Source organism: Pseudomonas sp. W22_MBD1_FP4 (genome assembly GCF_052113765.1).
Lineage (GTDB): Bacteria > Pseudomonadota > Gammaproteobacteria > Pseudomonadales > Pseudomonadaceae > Aquipseudomonas > Aquipseudomonas sivasensis.
The window spans coordinates 160927-185358 of the sequence record NZ_JBGQOI010000005.1; the positions used below are offsets into that span (position 1 = coordinate 160927).

General features: G+C 60.0%; 22 protein-coding genes. 10 read left to right on the top strand and 12 right to left on the bottom strand.

Features of this window, described 5'->3' with window-relative positions; all coding sequences use genetic code 11:
- Positions 1 to 34: 34 nt before the first annotated feature.
- Complete coding sequence (oadA, locus tag ACEN2T_RS09290) at positions 35 to 1843, bottom strand: sodium-extruding oxaloacetate decarboxylase subunit alpha (RefSeq protein ID WP_442116590.1); 1809 nt, start codon at positions 1841 to 1843, stop codon at positions 35 to 37.
- A gap of 11 nt (positions 1844 to 1854) precedes the next feature.
- Positions 1855 to 3270 carry an acetyl-CoA carboxylase biotin carboxylase subunit gene (locus ACEN2T_RS09295; RefSeq protein WP_003213442.1) on the bottom strand — a complete coding sequence of 472 codons (1416 nt, stop codon included), beginning with the start codon at positions 3268 to 3270 and terminating at the stop codon, positions 1855 to 1857.
- Positions 3271 to 3464: 194 nt separating this feature from the next.
- Between ACEN2T_RS09295 and ACEN2T_RS09300 the strand changes: the two genes are divergently transcribed.
- Positions 3465 to 4439, top strand: coding sequence for a LysR family transcriptional regulator (locus ACEN2T_RS09300; RefSeq protein ID WP_032884482.1), 975 nt, complete (start codon positions 3465 to 3467; stop codon positions 4437 to 4439).
- Here the strand turns inward: ACEN2T_RS09300 and ACEN2T_RS09305 are convergent.
- The 3 genes from ACEN2T_RS09305 to ACEN2T_RS09315 all read right to left on the bottom strand — a co-directional run bounded on the left by ACEN2T_RS09305 (position 4369) and on the right by ACEN2T_RS09315 (position 8692).
- Positions 4369 to 4566 (bottom strand): PA3496 family putative envelope integrity protein, encoded by a 198-nt coding sequence (locus ACEN2T_RS09305; protein ID WP_081797576.1) that lies wholly within the window; start codon positions 4564 to 4566, stop codon positions 4369 to 4371. The two genes, ACEN2T_RS09300 and ACEN2T_RS09305, sit on opposite strands and share 71 nt — an antisense overlap.
- Before the next feature lie 224 nt (positions 4567 to 4790).
- Complete coding sequence (hexR, locus tag ACEN2T_RS09310; protein WP_003177007.1) at positions 4791 to 5657, bottom strand: transcriptional regulator HexR; 867 nt, start codon at positions 5655 to 5657, stop codon at positions 4791 to 4793.
- Between the two features lie 161 nt (positions 5658 to 5818).
- Complete coding sequence (locus ACEN2T_RS09315; RefSeq protein ID WP_122763996.1) at positions 5819 to 8692, bottom strand: EAL domain-containing protein; 2874 nt, start codon at positions 8690 to 8692, stop codon at positions 5819 to 5821.
- Positions 8693 to 8971: 279 nt separating this feature from the next.
- Between ACEN2T_RS09315 and uvrD the strand changes: the two genes are divergently transcribed.
- The 3 genes from uvrD to ACEN2T_RS09330 all read left to right on the top strand — a co-directional run bounded on the left by uvrD (position 8972) and on the right by ACEN2T_RS09330 (position 12765).
- A complete protein-coding gene (uvrD, locus tag ACEN2T_RS09320) occupies positions 8972 to 11155 on the top strand; it encodes a DNA helicase II (protein WP_442116591.1) in 2184 nt (727 codons plus the stop codon).
- A gap of 189 nt (positions 11156 to 11344) precedes the next feature.
- Positions 11345 to 12214, top strand: coding sequence for a Tim44 domain-containing protein (locus ACEN2T_RS09325; RefSeq protein WP_032884485.1), 870 nt, complete (start codon positions 11345 to 11347; stop codon positions 12212 to 12214).
- A 143-nt stretch (positions 12215 to 12357) separates the two neighbouring features.
- Positions 12358 to 12765 carry an SMI1/KNR4 family protein gene (locus ACEN2T_RS09330; RefSeq protein ID WP_017739032.1) on the top strand — a complete coding sequence of 136 codons (408 nt, stop codon included), beginning with the start codon at positions 12358 to 12360 and terminating at the stop codon, positions 12763 to 12765.
- Between the two features lie 74 nt (positions 12766 to 12839).
- On the opposite strand, the gene ACEN2T_RS09335 is transcribed toward ACEN2T_RS09330, so the two are convergent.
- Positions 12840 to 14603: a cation:proton antiporter gene (locus ACEN2T_RS09335; protein WP_032884486.1), complete on the bottom strand. Its 1764-nt coding sequence runs from the start codon at positions 14601 to 14603 to the stop codon at positions 12840 to 12842.
- A gap of 291 nt (positions 14604 to 14894) precedes the next feature.
- Between ACEN2T_RS09335 and ACEN2T_RS09340 the strand changes: the two genes are divergently transcribed.
- Complete coding sequence (locus ACEN2T_RS09340) at positions 14895 to 15380, top strand: acyl-CoA thioesterase (RefSeq protein WP_003177014.1); 486 nt, start codon at positions 14895 to 14897, stop codon at positions 15378 to 15380.
- A gap of 128 nt (positions 15381 to 15508) precedes the next feature.
- On the opposite strand, the gene pdxY is transcribed toward ACEN2T_RS09340, so the two are convergent.
- Positions 15509 to 16381 carry a pyridoxal kinase PdxY gene (gene pdxY / locus ACEN2T_RS09345; protein ID WP_032884487.1) on the bottom strand — a complete coding sequence of 291 codons (873 nt, stop codon included), beginning with the start codon at positions 16379 to 16381 and terminating at the stop codon, positions 15509 to 15511.
- A 117-nt stretch (positions 16382 to 16498) separates the two neighbouring features.
- Here pdxY and ACEN2T_RS09350 point away from each other — a divergent pair, with 117 nt between their 5' ends.
- Positions 16499 to 16894 (top strand): DUF3301 domain-containing protein, encoded by a 396-nt coding sequence (locus ACEN2T_RS09350; RefSeq protein WP_032884488.1) that lies wholly within the window; start codon positions 16499 to 16501, stop codon positions 16892 to 16894.
- On the opposite strand, the gene ACEN2T_RS09355 is transcribed toward ACEN2T_RS09350, so the two are convergent.
- Genes ACEN2T_RS09355 through dksA form a run of 4 tightly spaced genes read right to left on the bottom strand, consistent with a single transcriptional unit; the run spans position 16888 to position 20176 of the window.
- Entirely contained in the window at positions 16888 to 17850 is a 963-nt protein-coding gene (locus ACEN2T_RS09355; RefSeq protein WP_442116621.1) for a CobW family GTP-binding protein, read from the bottom strand. The genes ACEN2T_RS09350 and ACEN2T_RS09355 overlap by 7 nt on opposite strands.
- Positions 17851 to 17894: 44 nt before the next feature.
- Complete coding sequence (locus tag ACEN2T_RS09360; RefSeq protein ID WP_442116592.1) at positions 17895 to 18539, bottom strand: DUF1826 domain-containing protein; 645 nt, start codon at positions 18537 to 18539, stop codon at positions 17895 to 17897.
- Positions 18539 to 19744 carry a zinc metallochaperone GTPase ZigA gene (gene zigA, locus ACEN2T_RS09365; protein ID WP_032884491.1) on the bottom strand — a complete coding sequence of 402 codons (1206 nt, stop codon included), beginning with the start codon at positions 19742 to 19744 and terminating at the stop codon, positions 18539 to 18541. Before zigA ends, ACEN2T_RS09360 begins: the two co-directional genes overlap by 1 nt.
- Before the next feature lie 27 nt (positions 19745 to 19771).
- Positions 19772 to 20176 carry an RNA polymerase-binding protein DksA gene (gene dksA, locus ACEN2T_RS09370; RefSeq protein ID WP_032884492.1) on the bottom strand — a complete coding sequence of 135 codons (405 nt, stop codon included), beginning with the start codon at positions 20174 to 20176 and terminating at the stop codon, positions 19772 to 19774.
- A 127-nt stretch (positions 20177 to 20303) separates the two neighbouring features.
- Here dksA and ACEN2T_RS09375 point away from each other — a divergent pair, with 127 nt between their 5' ends.
- Positions 20304 to 20672 (top strand): glutamine synthetase, encoded by a 369-nt coding sequence (locus tag ACEN2T_RS09375; RefSeq protein ID WP_442116593.1) that lies wholly within the window; start codon positions 20304 to 20306, stop codon positions 20670 to 20672.
- On the opposite strand, the gene ACEN2T_RS09380 is transcribed toward ACEN2T_RS09375, so the two are convergent.
- On the bottom strand, positions 20669 to 21880 hold the full coding sequence (locus ACEN2T_RS09380; RefSeq protein ID WP_442116594.1) for an N-acetylmuramoyl-L-alanine amidase: 1212 nt from the start codon (positions 21878 to 21880) through the stop codon (positions 20669 to 20671). The two genes, ACEN2T_RS09375 and ACEN2T_RS09380, sit on opposite strands and share 4 nt — an antisense overlap.
- Positions 21881 to 22008: 128 nt before the next feature.
- Here ACEN2T_RS09380 and folE2 point away from each other — a divergent pair, with 128 nt between their 5' ends.
- The 3 genes from folE2 to ACEN2T_RS09395 are packed head-to-tail and all read left to right on the top strand — an operon-like array spanning position 22009 to position 24430.
- On the top strand, positions 22009 to 22899 hold the full coding sequence (gene folE2 / locus ACEN2T_RS09385; RefSeq protein WP_032884495.1) for a GTP cyclohydrolase FolE2: 891 nt from the start codon (positions 22009 to 22011) through the stop codon (positions 22897 to 22899).
- Entirely contained in the window at positions 22896 to 23564 is a 669-nt protein-coding gene (locus ACEN2T_RS09390) for a metal ABC transporter ATP-binding protein (RefSeq protein ID WP_032884496.1), read from the top strand. The genes folE2 and ACEN2T_RS09390 overlap by 4 nt, the downstream gene beginning before the upstream one ends.
- On the top strand, positions 23564 to 24430 hold the full coding sequence (locus ACEN2T_RS09395) for a metal ABC transporter permease (RefSeq protein WP_122754163.1): 867 nt from the start codon (positions 23564 to 23566) through the stop codon (positions 24428 to 24430). Before ACEN2T_RS09390 ends, ACEN2T_RS09395 begins: the two co-directional genes overlap by 1 nt.
- Positions 24431 to 24432: the final 2 nt, after the last annotated feature.

Sequence of the window (24432 nt, forward strand, 5' to 3'; positions counted from 1 at the left end):
CCCCGAGGATTAAACGTTAGTGTCGAAGGCTGTATCAGCCTTCGACTTCAATCAAGATTTCGCCAGGGTTCACCCGGTCGCCCTTGGCCACATGGACAGCGGTTACCTTGCCGGCAATCGGTGCCTGCACTTCGGTTTCCATCTTCATGGCTTCGGTAATCAACACCGCCTGACCGGCCTTGACCACGTCGCCTTCCTTGACCAGCACGTCAACGATATTGCCCGGCATTGCGGTGCTGACATGGCCCGGCTCGCTGGCCTGCTTGCGCTTGCTGCTGCCGCCGCCGACAAACTCGTTGAGCGGCTCGAACACCACTTCTTCCGGCATGCCGTCGATGGACAGGTAGAAATGACGCTTACCTTCGGCTTTCACGCCGACACCGGTGATGTCCACGCGGTAGCTTTCGCCGTGTACGTCGATGACGAACTCGGTCGGCACACCTTCGCCACCGGCCCGGGCTACGCCGCCGGCTTCAGGGATGGGTAACAACACTTCCGGGGCCAAGGTGCCGGCGTCGCGTTCTTCGAGGAACTTGCGGCCGATGTCCGGGAACATGGCGTAGGTCAGCACGTCTTCTTCGGATTTGGCCAATGCGCCGATTTCTCCGCGCAGCTTGGTCATCTCTGGCTTAAGCAGGTCGGCTGGGCGCACGTCGATCACTTCTTCGCTGCCGATGGCCTGGCGACGCAACTTCTCGTTCACAGTGCCCGGCGCTTTGCCGTAGCCGCCTTGCAGGTAGAGCTTCACCTCATTGGTGATGGTCTTGTAGCGCTCACCGGCCAGCACGTTGAAGAACGCTTGAGTGCCGACGATCTGCGACGTTGGCGTGACCAGCGGCGGGAAGCCGAGGTCTTCACGCACACGCGGGATTTCGGCCAGTACTTCGCTCATACGGTTGAGGGCGCCCTGCTCTTTCAACTGGTTGGCCAGGTTGGAAATCATCCCGCCCGGTACCTGGTTGACTTGCACACGGGTGTCGACGGCGGTGAATTCGCTTTCGAACTGGTGGTACTTCTTGCGCACGGCGTAGAAGTACAGACCGATCTCTTGCAGCAGTTCCAAGTCGAGGCCGGTATCGAATTCGCTGCCTTTAAGGGCGGCGACCATCGACTCGGTACCCGGGTGGCTGGTGCCCCAGGCGAAGCTGGAGATGGCCGTGTCGATATGGTCGGCACCGTTTTCGATGGCCTTGAGTTGGCACATCGCGGCCAAGCCGGCGGTGTCATGGGAGTGGATGAAGATCGGCAGGTTCTGCTCGGCCTTCAGCGCCTTGACCAGCTCGCCGGTGGCGTATGGGGTCAGCAGGCCGGCCATGTCCTTGATCGCGATCGAATCGCAACCCATGGATTCCAGTTGCTTGGCCTGCGCCACGAACGCCTCGATGGTGTGCACCGGGCTCGTGGTGTAAGCGATGGTGCCTTGGGCATGTTTGCCGGCGGCTTTTACGGCTTCGATGGCCACGCGCAGGTTACGCACATCGTTCATCGCATCGAAGATACGGAACACATCGATGCCATTCACTGCTGCCTTGGCGACGAAGGCTTTCACCACATCGTCGCTGTAATGGCGGTAGCCCAGCAGGTTCTGACCACGCAGCAACATTTGCAGGCGGGTGTTAGGCAACGCGGCGCGCAGTTTGCGCAGGCGCTCCCACGGGTCTTCTTTCAGAAAGCGTACGCAGGCGTCGAAGGTCGCGCCGCCCCAGACTTCCAGGGACCAGTAGCCGACTTTGTCGAGCTTGTCGCAGATCGGCAGCATGTCGTCGGTACGCATGCGGGTCGCCAGCAACGATTGGTGGGCGTCGCGCAGGATGGTGTCGGTTACGAAGATTTTCTTGGTCATTGTTGTATTCCTCACAGGCCTGCGTGGGCGGCGATGGCGGCGGCGATGGCCAGGGCCAGCTCTTCGGGTTTGCGCTTGATCGAGTAGTTGGTCAGCTCAGGGTGGCTTTCCACAAAACTGGTGTTGAACTGGCCGCTACGGAATTCCGGGTTACGCAGGATTTCCTGGTAGTAGGCGGCGGTGGTCTTCACGCCTTGCAGGCGCATGTCGTCCAGGGCACGCAGGCCGCGGTCCATGGCTTCTTCCCAGGTCAACGCCCACACCACCAGTTTCAGGCACATGGAGTCGTAGAACGGCGGGATGGTGTAGCCGGTATAGATAGCCGTGTCAGTGCGCACGCCGGGACCGCCGGGCGCGTAATAACGAGTGATCTTGCCGAAGCTTGGGAGGAAGTTGTTTTTCGGGTCTTCCGCGTTGATGCGGAACTGCAACGCGAAGCCACGGTGCTGGATGTCTTCCTGTTTCACCGACAGAGGCAGGCCCGAGGCGATGCGGATCTGCTCACGAACGATGTCGATCCCGGTGATTTCTTCGGTGATGGTGTGTTCCACCTGAACCCGGGTGTTCATTTCCATGAAGTACACCTCGCCCTCGGCGAGCAGGAACTCCACGGTACCGGCGTTCTCGTAGCCCACGGCCTTGGCCGCGCGCACCGACAGGTCGCCGATGTAGGCGCGCTGTTCAGGGGTCAGCTGTGGGCTTGGGGCGATCTCGATCAGCTTCTGGTTGCGACGCTGGATCGAGCAATCGCGCTCGAACAGGTGCACCACGTTGCCGAAGCTGTCACCGAGGATCTGCGCCTCAATGTGCTTGGGATTGACGATGCATTTTTCCAGGAACACTTCCGCCGAACCAAAGGCCTTGGTGGCTTCGGAGATGACACGGGGGAAGGCTTGTTCAAGTTCTTCGCGACTGTTGCAACGACGAATCCCGCGACCGCCACCACCCGAGGTGGCCTTGAGCATCACCGGGTAACCAATGCGGTCGCCTTCGGTGAGGGCTTCGGCGATGTCGGCGACGTTGCCTTCGGTGCCTGGCGTGACCGGCACGCCGGCTTTGATCATGCTGCGGCGCGCTTCGGTCTTGTCGCCCATGCGGCGGATCACTTCAGCGGACGGGCCGATGAACTTGATCCCACGCTCAGCACAGATGTCTGCCAACTCGGCATTTTCCGACAGGAAGCCATAGCCAGGGTGCAGCGCATCACAACCGGTTTCCACGGCCAGGTTCACCAGCTTGCGCGGGTTCAGATAACCGGCCAAAGGCTCGGCACCAATGCTGTGAGCTTCGTCGGCACGTTTAACGTGCAACGCGTGGCGGTCGGCGTCGGAATAGACCGCGACCGAGCGAATGCCCATCTCGGCGCAGGCACGCACGATTCGTACGGCAATCTCACCACGGTTGGCGATCAGGATCTTTTTTATCACTTGGAAATTCCCTTGAGCCGATTGCTGCGTTCTTCGACCCCTGGAGCTGGGTCGGCGCGTGACTAAATGTTTCATGACAGTCGCGAGACACACACTAAGCCCCAGCAGGGATTAACAAAAATCAATAATTATTGGGTTGTGTATAAGTAAAGACTTATAGTCACCGCATTACGGCCGGGATGGGTATTTGAATTATGCGTAAGTCATTGATGCGTATGACATTGCGTCAATTGCAGATTTTCAATGAAGTGTGCGATTTACGCTCTTACAGCCGTGCAGCCGAGGAAATGTCTCTGACACAACCGGCCGTCAGCCTGCAAATTCGTCAGCTGGAGGAGCTGATCGGCCAGCCGCTGTTCGATTATGTGGGTAAAAAACTCTACATGACCGAGGCCGCCGAGGCGCTGCAACGGGCCAGTCGTGACATCTTCGGGCGCCTGGAAAACCTCGATATGCAGCTGTCGGACATGCAAGGTTCATTGCAAGGTCAGCTAAAGCTCGCGATTGAATCCAGTGCCAAGTATTTCGTGCCGCACCTGTTTGCCGCGTTCAAGCGTCAGCATCCGGAAGTACAACTGCACCTGACAGTGGTCAACCGCGCCCAGGTGATCCGGCGTCTTTCCGACAACCGCGACGACCTCGTGATTATGTCCATGGTGCCCCAAGACATGGGGTTGGAATTCCTGCCGTTTCTCAACAATCCGATTGTTGCCGTGGCTCCACCCGATCACCCATTGAGTCTGCAGGGGCCACTGCGTCTGCAAGACCTGGAGCCTTACACACTATTGGTGCGCGAACCGGGCTCCGGCACGCGACTGGCCTGCGAGGAATATTTCAAGGAGAAGCGCGTGCACTTCACCCAGACGGTGGAAGTGGCTTCGGCCGAGGCGCAGCGTGAATGCGTGTGCGCAGGCTTGGGCGTGGCTTTGCTGACGCGCCATGCGGTGAATATGGAACTGGCCACCGGCGGGCTCAAGGAGCTGCCGGTGGAAGAGCTGCCGCTGTACCGCAGTTGGTGCCTGGTGCAGGCCAAGGCCAAGCGCCTGTCACCGGTGGCCCATGCGTTCCTGGGCTTTATCCGCAGCGAGCGGGTGCAAATCAGCGCGCTGGCTGAACGCTTCGCTGGGCAGCCGCGGGTGCCTGCCAGTGGAGTTCTGGGTAGTCACTGATGCTCTGGAGCAGTTGGCGCTCCTGGCAACGGTCTTCAATTGCGCGACGGAACGCCATGCGACGCTGGTCTTCCTGCTGACGACGGGTCTTTACGGTGCTGTTGCTGTCTTCGTAGGGACGGGCCATTTGGTGTCTCCCAAAGCGAGTACGGGGAGTACAGGATGGGTCGTAGCGATGACGGTTTAACGGCGCGGGGGTTACAGGACGATGAATCTTCCGAATAGGTAAACAATCCAAATGTGGGAGGGGGCTTGCTCCCGATTACGGTACATCAGCCGATTTCTCTTTGACTGACCCACTGCTATCGGGAGCAAGCCCCCTCCCACATTTTGAGCGTGTATGGCCCTGGATCAGTCGTCGAGGGCTTTGACGGACTTGGGCGACAACCGCAGGCTACGCAAGCTGCGCTTCACACTCTTGAGGTGGTTGACCAGGCTCGGTCCGCGCGCCATGGCCACGCCCATCGCCAACACATCGATTACCACCAGATGGGCGATGCGTGACGTCAGAGGCGTGTAGATCTCGGTGTCTTCATGCACGTCGATCGCCAGGTTGACTGTGGACAGTTCGGCCAACGGCGTCTGGCTCGGGCACAGAGTAATCAACGACGCGCCGCTTTCACGCACCAGATTGGCGGTGATCAGCAGGTCCTTGGAGCGGCCCGACTGGGAAATACAGATCGCCACATCCGTCGGCTTCAAAGTCACCGCCGACATCGCCTGCATATGCGGGTCGCTGTACGCCGCTGCTGTCAGCAGCAGGCGGAAGAATTTGTGCTGGGCATCTGCCGCCACCGCGCCTGACGCACCGAAGCCGTAGAACTCCACACGCTGGGCCTGGGACATGGCAGTCACGGCTTTTTGCAGCTCCACCGGGTCGAGTTTCTCGCGCACTTCCATGAGGGTGTGCAAGGTGGTGTCAAAGATCTTGAGGCTGTAATCGGCGACGGAGTCGTCTTCATGGATTGCAAACTGACCAAAACTGGCACCGGCGGCCAGGCTTTGGGCCAATTTGAGTTTCAGGTCCTGGAACCCGGAGCAACCGATGGCGCGGCAGAAGCGCACGATGGTCGGCTCGCTGATGCCAACGCTGTGGGCCAAGTCGGCCATGGAACTGTGCATCACAGCCGCAGGGTCAAGCAGCACGTGATCGGCAACCTTGAGTTCCGATTTGCGTAACAGGTGGCGCGACTGGGCGATATGTTGCAACAGGTTCAAAGGACGGACTCTTGTTATTGGCAGGGCCAGGGGATGTAGCAAGCTTGTAGTTATACTACAAGAATTGTCGTTTTGCCCGTCCGACGCATCACTTAATTGCCCTGCCACCCTCATATTCAAAGGCCAGGAGCTTTGTAGCCACTCCGGCGCCCTTGGCGTCGCTAAGGATAATCTGCATTTTTCCGTAACAATTCTGCCAACCCGTCAGCCTGCATCGGCCGGCTGATCAAATACCCCTGCACTTCGTCGCAACGCTCCGCCCGCAGGAAATCCAGCTGCTGCTGATCTTCCACGCCTTCGGCCACGACCTTGAGCGCCAAGCCGTGGGCCATGGCGATAATCGCTCGGGTAATGGCCGCATCCTCGCGCCCCTGTCCAAGCCCACGGATAAAGGTCTGGTCGATTTTCACGTAGTCCACAGGGATGCGCTTGAGGTAGCTGAGGGACGAGTAACCCGTGCCAAAGTCATCGATGGCAAGCTTCACCCCCAGGTCACGCAGTTGCTGGAAAGTAGCGATGATGTGTTCAACGCTGTCGAGCAGTTGGCTCTCAGTCAGTTCCAGCTCCAGGTATTGCGGGTCCAGGCCGGTTTCTTCCAATACTTGGCGCACCAGGCTGACCAGCTTGCCCTGGCGCAATTGGTGAACCGAGAGATTCACCGACACCCGAATCGAAGCCAACCCCTGGCGCTGCCATTCACAGGCTTGCCAGCAAGCCTCGCGCAACACGAATTCGCCCAGCGGCACGATAAGGCCCGTTTCTTCGGCCAGGCCGATAAAGTCGCAGGGCGGCACCATGCCCCATTGTGGATGCTCCCAACGCACCAACGCTTCAGCAGCATTGAGCCTACCGGTGGCCAGGCACAGTTTCGGCTGGTAGAACACCGAAAGCTGGCGCTCCTCGATGGCTTTACGCAGATGGTTTTCCAACTGCAGGCGCTCAAGGGTGCTGCCTTGCAGGCTGTCGGTGTAGAACTGGAAGTTGTTGCCGCCCAGGTGCTTGGCGTGTTGCATGGCCATATTCGATTGGTTGACCAGCTCGGAAATTTCACGCGCATTGTCCGGCAGCAAACTCACGCCCATCGAAGCGCTAACCACCAGCTCATGCCCCTCCACCGTCACCGGCACTCGCAGCTTGGCCAGCAGCCGCGTGGCCACCCGCGCCAGGCTCGACAAGCTACCGTAGGCGTCAAACAAGACAGCGAACTCATCGCCGGACAGGCGTGCAATGGTGTCGGCTTCGGGCAAGGCGTTGATCAACCGGCGGGCCATCTTTTGCAGCAACTGATCGGCCACCTCATGGCCCAAGCTGTCATTGAGCAGCTTGAAGCGGTCCAGGTTGATATGCAGCAACGCCAGACTGCGCCCGCCCTGGCGCACGCGCTGGTGGGCTTCGCGCAGCCGTTCGCGGAACAGCGAGCGGTTGGCCAGTCCGGTCAATTCATCGTAGTGAGTGAGGTAGCGCATGCGCTCCTCGGACTCGCGCCGCGCTGACAGATCAGCGAAAAAGCCCACGATGTGACTGACTTTTCCACGAACATCACGCACAACATTCAATTGCAGCCACTGCGGGTAAAGCTCGCCGTTCTTGCGTGTTTCCACCAGTTCACCCTGCCAGGTGCCGTGACTGAGCAAAGCTTGGCGAATCACCGGGAAGTGACGGCGGGCATCGCGGCTGCTGGGTAGCTCCACCACGTTGCGACCAAGCATGTCATCGATGTCAAAGCCGGTGACGCGACTGAAGGCCTGGTTGACTGCGATCAGCGCGTAATCCGGGTCGAGGATCACGATGCCTTCGCTGGCGGCTTCGAACACCGTCGAGGCCAGCCGCTGTTGTTCTTCGAGCGCCTTGCCGGCACTGATGTCGCGCCGCGTACCGAGCATTCGAATCACTCGCCCGCTCGCAGCGCGCTCCACCGCGCGGCCACGGTCTTCGATCCATACCCAGTGACCATCGCCATGGCGCACGCGGTATTCCACCTGGTAATCCTCGGTGCGCCCCTTGAGGTGCTCCACCAACGCGCGTTTGAGCAACGGTAAGTCATCCGGGTGCAGGCGCGGTTTGAGGTGGCCGAGCATGGCCGTGACGTACTCCGGCTCCAGGCCGAACAGCTCTTTGAGCTGGGTGTGATGGACTTCGTCGGTTTGCAGGTTCCAGTCCCACAAGCCCAGTTCGCTGGCTTGCAACGCCATGGCCAGACGCGCTTCACTTTTATTCAGGGCCAGGCTGGCGACATCCAACTCCTGACTACGTTGCGCCACACGGTCCTGCAGGCCGATCTGGGCTTCGCGCAGCTCTTGCTCGACCTGACGGCGCTGCTCGACTTCACGCACCAAATCCTGATTCAACTGTTCGCTGCGCTGCTGCGCCTGCTGGAGATGCTCGATCAGCGCCTGGTTCTGGAAACGCCGCAGGAGTTCACGCTGGATCAGGCGGTTGACCTGCCAGGCCACCAGGTTCAGCGACACCAGCAGGATCAGGCCGAGCACACCCCAACCTTGTTGCTGCGGGCTACCATCCCATAACAGGTAGACAATAGACGGCACCAGGCACGGCACAGCGAAGGATAGAAACGCCGGCAGGCTCACGGCGTAGGCCACGCTGGCCGATAATGTCGCCGCGCCGATCAGGCCGAACACCCAGGCTTGCTGCATGAAGCTGTTGACCGGCGCCAGGGCGATGGCCGCAGTGGCCAGCGTCAGGCCACTGACCGCCGAACCGAGCATGAACATGCGCCGCCACACCGGCTGCGCCTGTCGGCTTGGCATCGCCGAATCAAACGCCGCCACCTGGATCACGCGCATGGCCACCAGGGCGAGGAGCCACACCAGCCAGATGCTGTCGAGCAGGTATTGTTTGGGGTTCCACAGCAGCCAGGCGCATACCAGGCCGTTCACCAACATTAATAGGGTCGGCAGCAGCGAACCTTGATACAACAGGCGAGTGCGCTCGACCGCCATCTCAGTGGCGTAGTGTTTACGGATAACCTGCGCAGGCGCCATCGAGGGGCCAGGCAGGTCGGTGCTGAGGGTCATAGGCAGTGTTCTTATAATGGTGAGCCCGAAACGTGGACGGAGCATACACAAGCAAACGCTTGGGCCAAACTGCTCCACGTCATAAAAACTGCGTGGTCACACGCCGCAAAGCTCGGTGCCAGACGGCTTCAGCGAGACCCGGCGCGGGCTGTGGGCATTGACCGACCGGTCATCACCCTGAGCAGAATATTGAGCCGGCCCGGATCACGTTGAATATTTTCCATCGACCACCCGGCATTGGGATTTGCCCGACTCCCCCCAGCACCCTAGAATGCGCCGATGCGCGATGATCTCTCTCTTTTGCTGAACTCCCTCAACGATGCCCAACGCCAGGCCGTAGCGGCCCCCGTTGGCCGTCAGTTGGTCCTGGCCGGTGCTGGCTCCGGTAAAACCCGAGTGCTGGTGCACCGTATCGCCTGGTTGATCCAGGTCGAAAACGTGTCTCCGCACTCAATCCTGTCGGTGACGTTCACCAACAAGGCCGCTGCCGAGATGCGCCATCGCATCGAACAGTTGATGGGCATCAGCCCGGCCGGCATGTGGGTCGGCACCTTCCACGGCCTTGCGCACCGCCTGTTGCGGGCCCATTGGCAGGAAGCTGGCCTCGCCCAGACCTTCCAGATCCTTGACAGCGACGACCAGCAACGCCTGGTCAAGCGCGTGATCCGCGAACTCGGCCTCGACGAACAGCGTTGGCCCGTGCGCCAGGCGCAGTGGTTTATCAACGGCCAGAAAGACGAAGGCCTGCGCCCGCAACATATTCAAGCCAGCGGCGATCTTTTCTTGGCCACCATGCGCAGCATTTATGAAGCCTATGAGGCTGCTTGCGCACGTGCCGGCGTGATCGACTTCTCCGAACTGCTGCTGCGCGCCCTCGACCTGTGGCGCGACAACCCCGGCTTGCTGGCCCATTACCAGAAACGCTTCCGCCACATTCTGGTGGATGAGTTCCAGGACACCAACGCCGTGCAGTACGCCTGGTTGCGCCTGCTGGCCAAGGGCGGCGACAGCCTGATGGTAGTGGGTGACGACGACCAGTCCATCTACGGCTGGCGTGGCGCGAAAATCGAGAACATCTACCAGTATTCCGAAGACTTCCCGGACGCGGTCACTATCCGTCTGGAGCAGAACTACCGTTCTACCGCTGGCATCCTCAAGGCCGCCAACGCCTTGATCGCCAACAATACCGGACGCCTGGGCAAAGAGCTGTGGACCGACGGCGGCGAAGGCGAAGCGATCAATCTGTACGCAGCCTTCAACGAGCACGATGAAGCGCGCTACGTGGTGGAAACCATTGAAAGCGCCCTGAAAACCGGCCTGGCACGTAGCGATATCGCGATTCTGTACCGCTCCAACGCCCAATCGCGGGTATTGGAAGAAGCCTTGCTGCGCGAACGCATCCCGTACCGCATCTATGGCGGTCAGCGCTTCTTCGAGCGTGCGGAAATCAAGAACGCCATGGCCTACCTGCGCTTGCTGGAAGGTCGCGGCAATGATGCGGCGCTGGAGCGAGTGATCAATATCCCGGCCCGCGGTATCGGCGAAAAAACCGTCGAAGCAATCCGCGACCACGCGCGCCACGCCGACGTGTCGATGTGGGAAGCCATGCGCTTGCTGATCGCCAACAAAGGCCTGACCGGGCGGGCAGCGGGTGCGCTGGGCGTGTTTGTAGAGCTGATCGAGAATCTGGCCGCCAAGTGCCTGGAAATGCCCCTGCACTTGATGACCCAGACCGTGATCGAGCAGTCCGGACTGATCGCCTATCACGAAGCGGAAAAAGGCGAAAAAGGCCAGGCCCGAGTAGAAAACCTTGAGGAACTGGTCAGCGCCGCCCGCGCGTTCGAAAACACCGAGGAAGACGAAGAGCTGACCCCACTCGCCGCATTCCTCGGGCACGCCTCGCTGGAAGCCGGTGATACCCAGGCCGATGAGCATGAAGACAGCATCCAGCTGATGACCTTGCACAGCGCCAAGGGCCTGGAATTCCCGTACGTGTTCCTGGTGGGCATGGAAGAAGGCCTGTTCCCCCACAAGATGAGCCTGGAAGAACCCGGCCGTCTTGAAGAAGAACGTCGCCTGGCCTACGTGGGTATCACTCGGGCGATGCAGAACCTGGTCATGACCTACGCCGAGACCCGACGCCTGTACGGCAGCGAGACCTACAACAAGGTGTCGCGCTTCGTACGTGAAGTACCGAAGGGCCTGATTCAGGAAGTTCGCCTTTCCAACAGCGTCAGCCGCCCGTTCGGTGGCGGCCAGCAACAGAACTCCAGCAGTATGTTTGCCGGTTCCGAGATTCCGGAAACTCCGTTCAGCTTGGGCCAGCAGGTCAGGCATGCGGTCTTCGGTGAGGGCGTGATCCTCAATTTCGAAGGCGCTGGCGCCCAGGCACGAGTGCAGGTGAACTTCGCCGAAGGCAGCAAATGGCTGATGATGGGTTACGCGAAGCTCGAAGCAGTCTGAAACATTTGCCTACATGAAGCTTATTGGCCCGCCCTTGTATTCAACGAGCGCGGGCCAATATCAGTAATCAGTCCTACAGATCCTTCGGAATCGGTCTTACGCAAAAGCCCGAAACATTATGCCGCTAGCCACTGCCACTACACCTGTGCAACATGGCGCGCGTGCAATCCACAAATGGGAATTCCCTTTATGAAACGTTTTCTTAGCATCGCCATGGCGTTGTGCATCGGCCTGACGATGAGCCTCGACGCCAACGCCAAACGCTTCGGTGGCGGCAAAAGCTCGGGTGCGGCACCGACTCACCAGACCAGCCAAATGGCTCCATCCGCCGGTGCAGGCGGTGCTGCCGCTTCCGCAGGCGCAGCCGGTGCTGCTGGCGCCGCAGCCAAGGCTGGCGGTGCTTCACGCTGGCTTGGCCCTCTGGCCGGTATCGCGGCCGGTGGCCTGCTCGCCTCCATGTTCATGGGCGGCGGCTTCGAGGGCATGCAGATCTTCGACATCCTGATCATGGCCGTCATCGCCTTCCTGGTCTTCCGCTTTATCGCCGCCCGTCGCCGCAAGCAGCAGGAGCACCTGGCTCCAGCCGGCGCGCCAATGCAGCGTGAAGTGTTCGAGCAGAAACCAGCCATGGGCTCGATCTTTGGTGGTTCGGCAGCGCCTGCTGCGGCCCGTCCGGTGATCAACGCACCGGCCTGGTTCAATGAAGAGCGCTTCGTCGAAGCGGCCCGCAGCCACTTCCAGTCCCTGCAGCAACACTGGGACGCCAACGAAATGGACAAGATCGCCGAGTTCGTGACCCCGCAACTGCTGGAGTTCCTCAAACGCGAACGTGCCGAGATCGGCGACGCGTTCCAGTCGACCTACATTGACGACCTGCGCGTTCAGTTGGACGGTGTGGATGATCGCGCCGACAAGACCATCGCTACCCTGACCTTCAGCGGTGTGTCGAAGACCTCGCGTTTCGACCAGGGCGAAGTGTTCAGCGAAAGCTGGAACATGGAACGCCCTCAAGGCGAGAACCAGCCATGGCTGGTCGCCGGTATTCGCCAAAACGGCTGATACCCACGCGCTTGAGCACGCCGTAACGAAAAACCCCGGACATGTCTCATGTCCGGGGTTTTCTATTTCACGGTTGCACTTATAGCGAGCTACTGTATAAAACGCCCCTATAAACCGCGCCATCTAGCAAGAGGATCCCGGCCGTGGAAGAAATCATCGAACAATTGCGTGAAGCCAACGAACCGGTCCCGGTTCCTCTGGAACTGCCTGACGAAGATCAACTGGTGGAAATCGAAGAACAACTGTTCATCGACATCCCGTTTGTCTTCCGTGAATTCCTGCTGACCGTCAGCGATGTGGTGTACGGCAGCCTGGAACCGGTGACCGTCACCGACCCGCAATCCCACACGTACCTGCCGGATGTGGCAGCCAACGCCTGGGATGCCGGCGTTGACCGCAGCATGATCCCGATCTGCCAGGACGGCGACGACTACTACTGCGTTGAAGAAGACGGCACCGTGGTGTTGTGGTCCGGCGAAGAAGAACTCGTCACTGAAGAGACGTGGGAATCGGTTTGGCACTGGGCGCGGGATGTTTGGCTGGAAAGCTGAGTCCTGTCACCCGTGGCGGACCGGTTTTTGTGGCGAGCAAGCTCGCTCGCCACAAGCGAATGCACCGCAGCACCTTAGTGCTCCGACGTGTCCTTGTGATTATCCAGAGTCTCCAGCAAGGCCACCTGCATCCGCGTATGCACGCGAATGAACCAGCGCCACAGAACGGCCGCTACCGCCGCCGCGACTACTGCAATCAGCACCAGCAACTTGTTGGTCGGCAAAATGCTGGCCGACAAGGCTGCCAATAGCAGAAAGATCACCAGCAACGACAGAATCGGGATCAGCTCCGAGATTACCCTTCGCACGCGCTGGGTATGTCGCCCGGCCATTTCCGGCTTCACGCTCATTTCCGCCAGCAGCATCGACAGCGCCTTGAGCTTGCGGTAAGCCGCTATCAAGAACGGCAGCGACAACAACAACGCCCCTCCCCAGATCAACGCCTTCTGCCAGCTCGGATCACTGATCCAACCCTCCAGATACCCACCAATGCGCACCGCAAAAAAGCTGCCAGCGAAGAAGATCGCGATCACCAGCGCGAGGTTCACCCCTACTTGCAGGATGATCTTGCGGATCATCGACGCCAGCATCGCGCCCTCGCCCTGAGGCTGAATGCTGCGCAACCACTCGCCGTACATCCCGAAGACCCGACTCATGCGCTTGGGCATCACTGCCGCAATCTTCAGCGACAGGGGATCAGCACCGCGAATCAGGTAGGGCGTGAGCAGTGTAGTGATCGCCGAAACCGCCACCGCCACCGGATACAGGAAGTCACTGGTTACCTGCAAGGTCATACCCAGCGCGGCGATAATGAAGGAAAACTCGCCAATCTGTGACAGCCCCATGCCCACGCGCAGTGAGGTGCGGCCGTCATTACCGGCGATAAATGCGCCCAGGCCGCAGGACAGCATCTTGCCCAGCACCACGGCCACGGTGATTACCGCGATTGGCCAGGCATATTGCAGCAGGATCTGCGGGTCAATCATCAAGCCAATCGCCACAAAAAAGATGGCGCTGAACATGTCGCGAACCGGCTCGATCAGGCGTTCTATCTTAATCAACTGCTTGGACTCGGCCATGATCGCGCCGATCAGGAAAGCCCCCAGCACCATGCTGTATTCCAGCTTGACCACCAGCAGGCAAAAGCCGAAGCACAGGCCCAATACGGTGATCAGCAGCATCTCATTGCTTTCGAACTTAGCTACGTAAGCCAGCAGACGCGGCACCAGCAAGATGCCAATCACCAAGGCGACGATCATGAACAGCGAGAGCTTGCCGACGGTGGAGAACACCTCGCCGGAGCTCACGGTGCCGCTGACGGCGATGCTCGACAGCAAGGCGATGATGCCGATGCCAAGGATATCTTCAACGATCAACACGCCGAAAATCAGCTGGGCAAAACGCTGGTTCTTCATTTTCAGGTCATTGAGGGCCTTGACGATGATGGTGGTCGAGGAAATCGCCAGGATCGCGCCGAGGAAGAGTGAGTCCATGGTGTTCCAGTCGAACCAGCGGCCGATTTCGTAGCCGATCCAGATCATCAGGATGATTTCCAGGAAGGCTGCGATAAACGCCGTCGCGCCCACCTTGAACAACTTGCGCAGGCTGAACTCCAGGCCCAGGCAGAACATCAGGAAGATCACCCCTAGCTCGGCGAGGGTCTTGATGGTGTCTTCGTCGTGGATCAGACCGAACGGCGGGGTGTGGGGACCGATGATGAAGCCGGCGACGATGTAACCCAGCACCACCGGCTGCTTGAGGCGGTGAAACAGGATGGTGACCACCCCTGCCACCAGCATGATCACGGCCAAGTCCTGGATAAAGCTGATGGCGTGCATGGCGAGGGGCTCCTTGAGGGTACTGGCGCTTTTCCCACTTCCGCCCACGCACATGAAAATGCGCAAAGTGCGGAAGGAAAAGTCTGCCTTGATCGTAAGAAATGCCCTGACATGGGCTTTTGAAGGTTAACACCGCGACTTCCAGCAGAAAGCCGGTGCAATATATGGAAACAGATCGGTGCAGGCGTGACGGCAAGCCGCCCACCGGCGTCCCGTAAGGGATGGCGCTGCAAAGATTCCAGCACCCGCAGAGGTGCACCCCAACCAATGCCAACAACCCGTGAGTGTGTTATGGAACCCGGAAACGCCCAGCTGTCGATGACGGTATTGATGACCCCTGACATGGCCAACTTCTCAGGCAATGTCCACGGCGGCACCCTGCTCAAGTACCTCGACGAAGTGGCCTACGCCTGTGCGAGCCGTTATGCCGGTCGCTATGTGGTGACGTTGTCGGTGGATCAGGTAATTTTTCGCGAACCGATCCATGTCGGCGAATTGGTGACGTTCCTTGCATCGGTCAACTACACCGGCAATACGTCGATGGAAGTGGGCATCAAGGTGGTGACCGAGAACATCCGCGAGCGCTCGGTGCGTCATACCAACAGCTGCTTCTTCACCATGGTGGCCGTGGACGACCAGCGTAAACCCGCTGCCGTACCACCGCTGCAACCCCATAACAGTGAAGACAAGCGCCGGTTCGTGCAGGCCCAGCAACGCCGGCAGATTCGCCAGGAGCTGGAGAAGCGCTACCAGGAAATCAAGGCAGACGCGCTGTAAGTGCCAAGCCGCAAACCCGATCAAAAATGTGGGGGGCTTGCCCCCGATTGCAGTGGGTCAGCCATTACTTAGGTAGCTGATACACCGCCATCGGGAGCAAGCCCCCTCCTACATTGGGTTTTGTGTACTTACAGTCCGATCGGGGTGGCTTCAAAGCGCACACGTGGATGGGCAATGCGATCCTGGGCCCGCACCAACTCCAACTCGTAACTGGCGCAAGCCTGGGTTTCCAGCAGCACTTCATGCACGGCCGCTGCGGTGAATTCAAACGCGGCCAGCAGGCTGTCGCCTAACAACACCCGCGCCAGGAACAACCCCGAGGTCAGGTCGCCCACGCCCACCGGTTGGCGCGGGAACGCCAGCAGCGGTCGACGCAGGTGCCAGCTGCCGTCGGCGGTCACCAGCAGCATCTCGAAACCATCCGGCAACTTGCCCGGGTAATCCAAGTGTTTGACCAGCACGGCTTTAGGCCCGCGAGCCAGCAACGCCTTGGCCATAGCCAGACAATCGAACAGCGACTGCGGTTTGCGCCCGGCAAAGCTGTCCAATTCCAGTTGGTTGGGGCACAGGAAGTCGGCCATGGCGACGGCTTCATCGAGCAGGAAATCGCTGACTTCCTGGGGCACGATGCAGCCTTTTTCAGGATGACCCATTACCGGGTCGCACAGGTACAAGGCCTTGGGATTGATCGCTTTAATACGCGCCACACCGGTGAGAATCGCCCGGCCCTGGGCCGCGCTGCCCAGATAGCCGGACAGCACCGCATCACAGTTGCCCAACTCACCGATGGCGGCAATCCCTTCCACCAACGCCGGAATTTGCTGCGGCGCCAACACTTCGCCCGCCCACTGGCCATACTGGGTGTGGTTGGAGAACTGCACAGTGTTAAGCGGCCAGACGTTCACCCCGACCCGCTGCATGGGGAACACGGCGGCGCTGTTTCCGGCGTGGCCAAAGACCACATGAGACTGGATCGCAAGCAGATGAGGTGTGCGTTTCATGCAGGGGATTTCCGTAAAGCCATTGAAATTCTGGCCGCGCAGTATGCGACTAAACACAGCCTGTACGACAGGCCAGCGACACAGTTAAGCTGCTCTCACTTTGTTGGAGTTTTTCGCATGCTGACCCTGGGAAACATCTTCGTGTTGATGCTGCTGGCGACCGGCGCCGCCTGGGTTTGGCACAACCACGGCCTGCGCGAACGGGCGCTCGCGCGGGTGAAACAGCATTGCGCCAAGCTCGATATCGAATTGCTCGACGGTGCCGTAGCGTTGAAACGCATCGGTTTTGTGAAGGACGCCAATGGCCGGCGGCGTCTGGCGCGTATCTATAATTTCGAGTTCACCGTCACGGGCGAGACCCGTCACAGCGGGACCATTACGCAGTTTGGCGCCCATAGCGCGCAGATCGAACTGGCGCCCTACCCGTTCGAGGCCAAGGAAGCGCTGCCCAGTGCTGAAGTCATTGAGCTGAGCCAATGGCGTCAGAACCATGCGACTAAAAACCGTCAGTAACGGCAGGCAGTCAGCGCGGCCTGCAATGCAGCCATGTCCTGTGGTGTGCTGAAGATCAATTCGATACGTGAGTCGCGGCGCCATTCGCTGGGGTGCCAGGCGAGCGGGCTGTTATCCACAGCGTTGGCCGATATCCACCCATCACGGCTGTGGATAACCAGTTTGGCGCGGCGCCACTCAAGCGATGTCAGCCACAGGTGCAGACGCTCGGAATCGAATTTCTGGCTCGGGTGCCAGCGCCAACCGATACTCCAACCGCCATCCTGGGCCTGGCTCAGGCAGATCGGCAATGCCGGATCGCTCCAGATAGCCGGCAATTGAGCCAGCCCCCTGGGCACCTCGACGTTATCCACAGCCTCTTCAGCCTGCGCATTCAAACCTGGCAGTTTGCCGAGCGGCACGTACGCCTGCCGCGTCCAATAAATGCCACGGTCGGGTAGCTGTCGTTCGACGGCCTCGCGTTGCGCAGCATCCAGCCCCTCATCCTTGTTCAACACCAACAGTCCGGCACTGGCCAACGCTTCCTGCTGCGCTGGCGGCAAGGGTTTGCCCGCAGCCAGCGCTTGGGCATCCAGCACCAGCACACAAGGCTGAACCGCAAGCACCGTCTGCCACGGCGCTTCGCGCAACTGCTGGAGCAACTGCGCAGGATGGCCCAGGCCCGAGGGTTCGATAAACAACCGATCCGGCTTGGCCTTACGCAGCAACCGGCCCAGGCCTACCTGGAACGGTGCGCCATTCACACAACACAGGCAGCCACCGGCGACCTCGCCCAAGGCAATGCCGTCGTCGTCCTGGGTCAGCAACGCAGCATCCAGGCCGATCTGCCCAAACTCATTAATCAGCACCGCCCAGAGCTCGTTGGCCGGGCGTTGGGCGAGCAGGTGCTTGATCATGCTGGTCTTGCCAGCGCCCAGGGGCCCGGCAATCACGTGGGTGGGAATGTTCTGTAGCATAAGTGCCATCGTTCGGACCGTGTAGAGCGTTTGATCCTACGCGGTTACGCGAGCCAATCCAGCGTCAGAATCAATCGGCGCTCATCCGCTTTCAGCGCGGGGGAGCGGTGGATCAGGCCGTGGCCTTCGTTGCCATGCCATTTGGTGCCCTTGAGCAGTGCCACTTCACCGCACTGAATCTGCTCAATGCGCTCGCTGGGCTCGGCGTCCGCTTGGCTGAGTTTGCGCCGGTCCATTACCCCTTCACGCAACCACTGGCTGCCGATACCTGCATAGGTGGTGATCAGCCGCACCGGCACATGATCGACGTGAAAACGCGGGCACATGGCTTTATCCAACAATCGCAGACGAACGCCTATGCGCTTGGCGCCGAGCAGACAGGCAAAAGCACTGACCAGCCACGACACATCGGCGACAAAGCCTTCATAACCTTCAAGATCGCGGCAACTGGACGCCAATCCTCGCAAGTTCGGCTTGGCGTCTTCGCTGTTGAGTTCGATCACTATCGAATCAGCCAACGGCTCGTTGAGTGCCACCAGCAAGGCGCCGAACTCAGCGATATGCAGCGGCAACTGGCGCTGCCATAGCGCCAGGTTCACGCCGTCTTCGAGGATGTCGGACAGCACCAGCGGGGTTTCACCGCAGGTCTGGCGAATCACGGGGCGCAGGGGGATAGCCGGTGCCAGCATCAGGCTGCCTCTTCATACCAGGGACCAAACGGATCAGCCAAAAGGCGCCACCCTTCCACGCCAAGGGCCATTTCTTCATCGGTGAGCAAGCACGCATCCAACTCGACGCGCATGTGGGCGAAGTCGATGTTCTGCCCGATAAACACCAGTTCCTGGCGGCAGTCGCCGGTGCTCAGTTGCCAGTTGCCCATAATCGCCGCGACGCTTTCTTGGTCTTGTGGCCATTGGCTTTTCGGTACGAAACGCCACCAGCGTCCGGCAAACCCGTGACGCATCAGGCCGCCTGCCTGGGACCAGCTACCGGCGTCCTGATGCTTGCTGGCCAGCCAGAAAAAGCCCTTTGAGCGCAGCAGTTTGCCGTTCACCCAAGGTCGATCGATAAAGTCGAAGAAGCGTTGCGGATGGAACGGGCGGCGTGCGCGATAGGCCATGGACGCGATGCCATATTCTTCGGTTTCCGGTACATGCTCACCGCGCAGCTCCTGCAACCAGCCTGGCGCTTGGGCCGCACGCTCGAAGTCAAAGCGGCCGGTGTTGAGGATCTTGTGCAGCGGCACCTCGCCCATGACCATCGGGATGATTTCCGCCTGAGCATTGAGGCGCTCAAGGATAGCCATCAGCTCTTCGCGTTCGCTGCTGCTGATCAGGTCGATCTTGCTGATCAAGATGACGTCGGCGAATTCGATCTGCTCGATCAACAGGTCGGTGATTGAACGCTCGTCTTCTTCCCCGAGGGTTTCGCCCCGCGAAGCCAGGCTTTCGGCGGCCTGGTAGTCGAGCAGGAAGTTCATGCCATCGACCACGGTAACCATGGTATCCAGGCGCGCAACATCGGCCAGGCTTCGGTCGTTTTCATCGCGAAAGGTGAAGGTTTCTGCCACCGGCAGCGGTTCGGAGATACCGGTGGATTCAATCAACAAGTAATCGAACCGACCTTCCTTGGCGAGTTTTCCGACTTCTTCAAGCAAGTCTTCACGCAAGGTGCAGCAGATACAGCCGTTGCTCATCTCCACCAGCTTTTCTTCGGAACGGTTGAGGGTGACGTCACGCTGCACCTCGCTGCCGTCGATGTTGATTTCACTCATGTCGTTGACGATCACCGCCACGCGCAGATTTTCGCGGTTGCGCAGGACATAGTTGAGCAATGTGCTTTTACCGGCGCCGAGAAAGCCGGACAACACGGTAACGGGGAGACGATTGGGCATCAGGTAATCCTCATCAGGGTTGGCCGGTCAAATCGCCCGTTTATGGCGTTCGCGCAGCTCTTCACGTTCTTTGGCTTCGATACACAGGGTGGCGGTGGGACGTAGCAGAAGACGTTGCAGGCCGATGGGTTCGCCGGTTTCGCGGCACCAGCCATATTCGCCACGGGCCAGCAGTTCGAGGGCGTCGTCGATCTTGTCCAGCAGCTTCTTCTCCCGTTCCAGCAGGCGCAGTTGCCATTGGCGCTGCTCTTCGGCGCTGCCCACGTCAGCCGGGTCGCTGTTGGTTTCCTGCTCGCGCAGCACCAGGAATTCGCCTTCGATACGCGCTTGCAGTTCAGTGCGCTGAGCCAACAACAGTTCGCGGAAGAAGCCATGCTGGGCTTCATTCATGTAGTCGGCAGGCGGTTGGGTCAGCAGGTCTTGTTCAGTCATGGGGAGAGGTTCACGGGTCAGGCTGTCTTTCAATGTTATAGTATAACAATACAAATAAGCCAATCCCCCCTTGCTCGCTTCGACAAAGAGGGCAATGCTTGAACGCATCCTTGCCCCGAGAAACCTTATGAAATACCTGTTTTGCGCCCTGTTACTGGCAGCGGCAGGAAATGCCTGCGCCCAAGCGCCCAGCCTGCTGGCCAACTGCACGCGCAGCGCCAACCTGCTGGCCTGTGTCGACCCACTGGGCAACGCCTACAGTGTGTCGACCGAGGGCAGAACCACGTATTTGCGCGGTTTCGAGGTGGTCGGCAAACGCTATTGGGCACAGACCAACAGCCGTTATGGGCAACTGACGTTTTTTACTGGTTTGGCGTCAGATGGGGAGGCGTGGGTCGGCTACACGCGGCGCGTGGGTTGGACCACGATCAATCGCTTCTCCAGCTCCGGCGGGGCCAGCGCCAAGTTCACCTGCAGCCGCATTACCGGCTGTTAGGCCTGACCATTCTTTTGTTCCTGCACCCACGCCATGTAGCTGTTCATCGGCGGATTCTTCTGGAAGTAGTTTTTCAGGCCATCGAACAAGCCATCCGCCACCGCCTGTTGATGACGCGCCGTCACCAAGCGCTGGGCGTCTCGGGCATTGGAGATAAAGCCCGTCTCCACCAGGATCGAGGGCACATCCGGTGACTTGAGCACTGCAAACGCGGCCTGTTCCACACGTTTCTGATGCAGGCTGGTAATGCTTTGCAGGCTCCCGAGCACCGAACTGCCCAGTTGCAGGCTTGAGGCGATGGTGGCGTTCATCGACATGTCGAGAATCACGCCGGCCAGCATCGGGTCTTTATCCTTCAGATTGAGCAACGTGGTAGCGCCCAACAGGTCCGCGCCGTTTTCGCGCTGGGCCATAAAGCGTGCGGTGGCCGAGGTCGCGCCGCCCTCCGACAGCGCATACACCGACGCCCCTGAAGCGGTGAGCCGCGGCGCAGCATCGGCGTGCACCGAGATAAACATATCGGCCTTGTGCTGACGGGCGATGTCCACGCGCTTGCGCAGCGGCACGAAGAAATCGTCGTTGCGCACCAGTTTCACGTCAAAGCCCTTCTCGCGCTTCAAACGCTTAGCCAGCAGTTGGGCGATGGACAACACCACGTCTTTTTCGCGCTGGCCCTTGGAGCCGATAGCGCCCGGGTCTTTGCCGCCGTGGCCGGGGTCGACCACCACCATGATGTCGCGCTTCGGATGCGCCTTGCCCTCTGGCGCCACCAAAGGCGCAGGGGTAGCCGCGATCTGATGTGGCGCCTGAGTGGCGCCAGTGAGATCGAGCACCAGGCGATGCCCCTGACCCTCCTGAGGCGGCAACACAAAGCTGGTGAGCCGCATCGGTGCGGCCAGATCGAGCACGATGCGCGTATCCGATTTGCCGAAATGCCCCGAGCGAATCGAGGTGATTCCGGTGTTCTTCAACTCCAGTTGAGAAAAGTCGCCACTGAGCGCCGCGCCGCTCAGGTCGATGATCAGGCGCTCCGGCGCCGTCAGGGAGAAGGTCTTGTACTGCACCGGACCGCTGAGGTCGAACACCAACCGCAGCTTGTCATCTGAGCGCCATAAACGCGCGTTACGAATCTGCGTGGCGTAGGCCGTGAGCGGCAAAACAAAAAAGGGGCTGGCCAAGAGCAGATTGAGAAGCTGACGTCTGTGCATGACAAATACCGCAGATAAAGGAGCGTCCGTACTCGACATGACTGAAAAAAGGCTACGACAGAAAATTCATCGTAGACTCTATTGTTATACTATAACATGTCGAATTATTTCCAACGATGGACCTGCTCATGAACGCGCTGACTCTGCCGGATATCGCCGCGCAGGCTTCACGCCAAGCCTTGCCACTCGACTGGGTCGGCATGTGCGGCATCGCCCTGCCAATCCTGATCGACGGTCAGCGCCTGACCGCCACCGCCGATGCCGGCGTGAGCCTGGATGACGGCACCGCCCGTGGCATTCATATGTCACGCCTGTACCTGGCACTGGAGATGCTCGACCAGCAGCCCCTCACGCCTGCACTTCTGCGCAATGTACTTCAGCGTTTTCTCGACAGTCATGAAGATTTATCTAAGAACGCCTACCTGCGTCTGCACACGAATTTGCTGTTGAAACGCCCGGCGCTGGTCAGCCCCTTAGCTGGCTGGAAAGGCTACCCAGTCAGCATCGAAGCGCGCCTGGAAAACCAGATGTTCCACGTGGAACTAAAAATTAACGTTACTTATTCCTCAACTTGCCCCTGTTCCGCTGCCCTGGCCAGGCAGTTGATTCAGCAGCAATTTCTCGAAGACTTCGCCGACACGCCGTTGCAGCATGAAGACGTACTGACCTGGCTCGGTAGCGCAGACGGCATCGTCGCCACACCCCACAGCCAGCGCAGCAGCGCGCAGTTGCACGTACACCTGCGAGGCGAGCAACTGGCGCTGACCGACATCATCAACGACGCTGAAGCTGCACTCGGCACCGCCGTACAAACCGCTGTGAAACGTGCAGACGAACAAGCCTTCGCCCTGGCCAACGGACAGAACCTAATGTTCTGCGAAGACGCCGCCCGCCGCCTGAACCTCGCCTTGAAACGCTCGGATGCCGTCAACGCCTTCCACCTCAAAGTGATCCACGCCGAAAGCCTGCACGCGCACGATGCCGTGGCTGAAAGCCGCTGGACGAGACACCCTGAATGATCACCTGCAACGCTTTGCGCTGGGGCGCCCCCGGACAACCACTCACACCCGCCATAGATCTCATCCTGGAAAAAGGTAGCCTCACCGGCGTAATTGGTCCCAATGGCTGCGGCAAAAGTAGCCTGCTCAAAGTCATCGCTGGCCTGCAAAAGCCGCTGGCTGGCAAGGTGGTCGTCGATGTTCCACGCCGTGGCGGCCTAGCGTTCCTGCCTCAGCAGCAACACCTTGACCGCCAATTCCCCATTAGCCTGCAAGAACTGGTCGCCGCCGGTTTCTGGGGCACCCGACTCCCCCCGCAACAACGCAATCAGCGCCTGCAAGCAGTGCTGGAAGACTGGTGCCTCAGTGGCCTGGAACAGCGCCCGCTGATGGCGTTGTCCGGCGGCCAATTGCAACGCGCCCTGCTCGCCCGCATGAGTTTGGCCGACTCGCCGGTGTTGCTGCTCGATGAACCCCACGCAGCCCTCGATGAGGACGGCCAGACGCTGTGCTGGAAACATATCCACGCCTGGCATGCCGAAGGCCGCACGCTGGTCATCGTTTGCCACGATTTGGCGTCCGTACGCCACCACACCGAGCAAGTGCTGCAAATCAAAAACACAGGTTGTGTGTTCGGCGATAGCAAAGAGCTGATCCGCCCGCAGCCCCAGATGCAGGTGGCCTGATGCACTTCGCCGCCCACTTATGGATGCCCTTCCTCGACTTCGTCTTTATGCGCCGCGCATTGATCGGCGGACTTGTACTCGCGTGCAGCACTGCCCCGCTGGGTGTCTTCCTGATCCTGCGCCGCATGAGCCTGATCGGTGACGCCGTGGCCCACGGCATCCTGCCCGGCGCTGCGCTGGGTTTCTGGTTCGCCGGGCTCAGCCTGCCGGCGCTGACCATCGGCGGCCTCGGCGCCGGCCTGAGCATGGCTGGCCTCTCCGCTTGGATCACTCGCCGTACCGGCCTGCGCGAAGACGCCAGCCTCGCCGCTATCTACCCCATTTCCCTTGCCGCTGGCGTACTGATCCTCGGCCTCGCCGGTAAACGCCTGGATCTTTTGCACTTGCTGTTCGGCTCTGCCTTGGCCGTCGACGCAACCACCCTTACCGGAATGCTCTGGGTGTCCGGGTTCAGCCTGATCGCCATGGGACTGATCTACAAACCACTGCTGCTGGACACCCTCGACCCGCTGTTCCTGCAAACCGTCAGCCGCCTTGGCCCGCTGGCCCATGGGCTGTTTTTAACCCTGGTGGTGCTGAATCTGGTGATCGGTTTCCAGGCCATCGGCGCGTTGATGGTGGTGGGTCTGATGATGTTACCCGCCATCGCTTCACGTTTCTGGAGCCGGCGCCTGCCGGTGTTGATTGCGGTGTCGGCGGTGCTGGGATGCCTGTCGGTATGGCTTGGTTTGTTGTTGTCGTTCTACTACTCACTGCCCAGCGGCCCGGCGATTGTGCTGGTGGCTGGCGCTGGGTACCTGCTGTCCGTGGTCTTCGGTCCGGTGCACGGTTTGATGCGCCGCCCGCCCCTGCTTACATCCCAATGAGG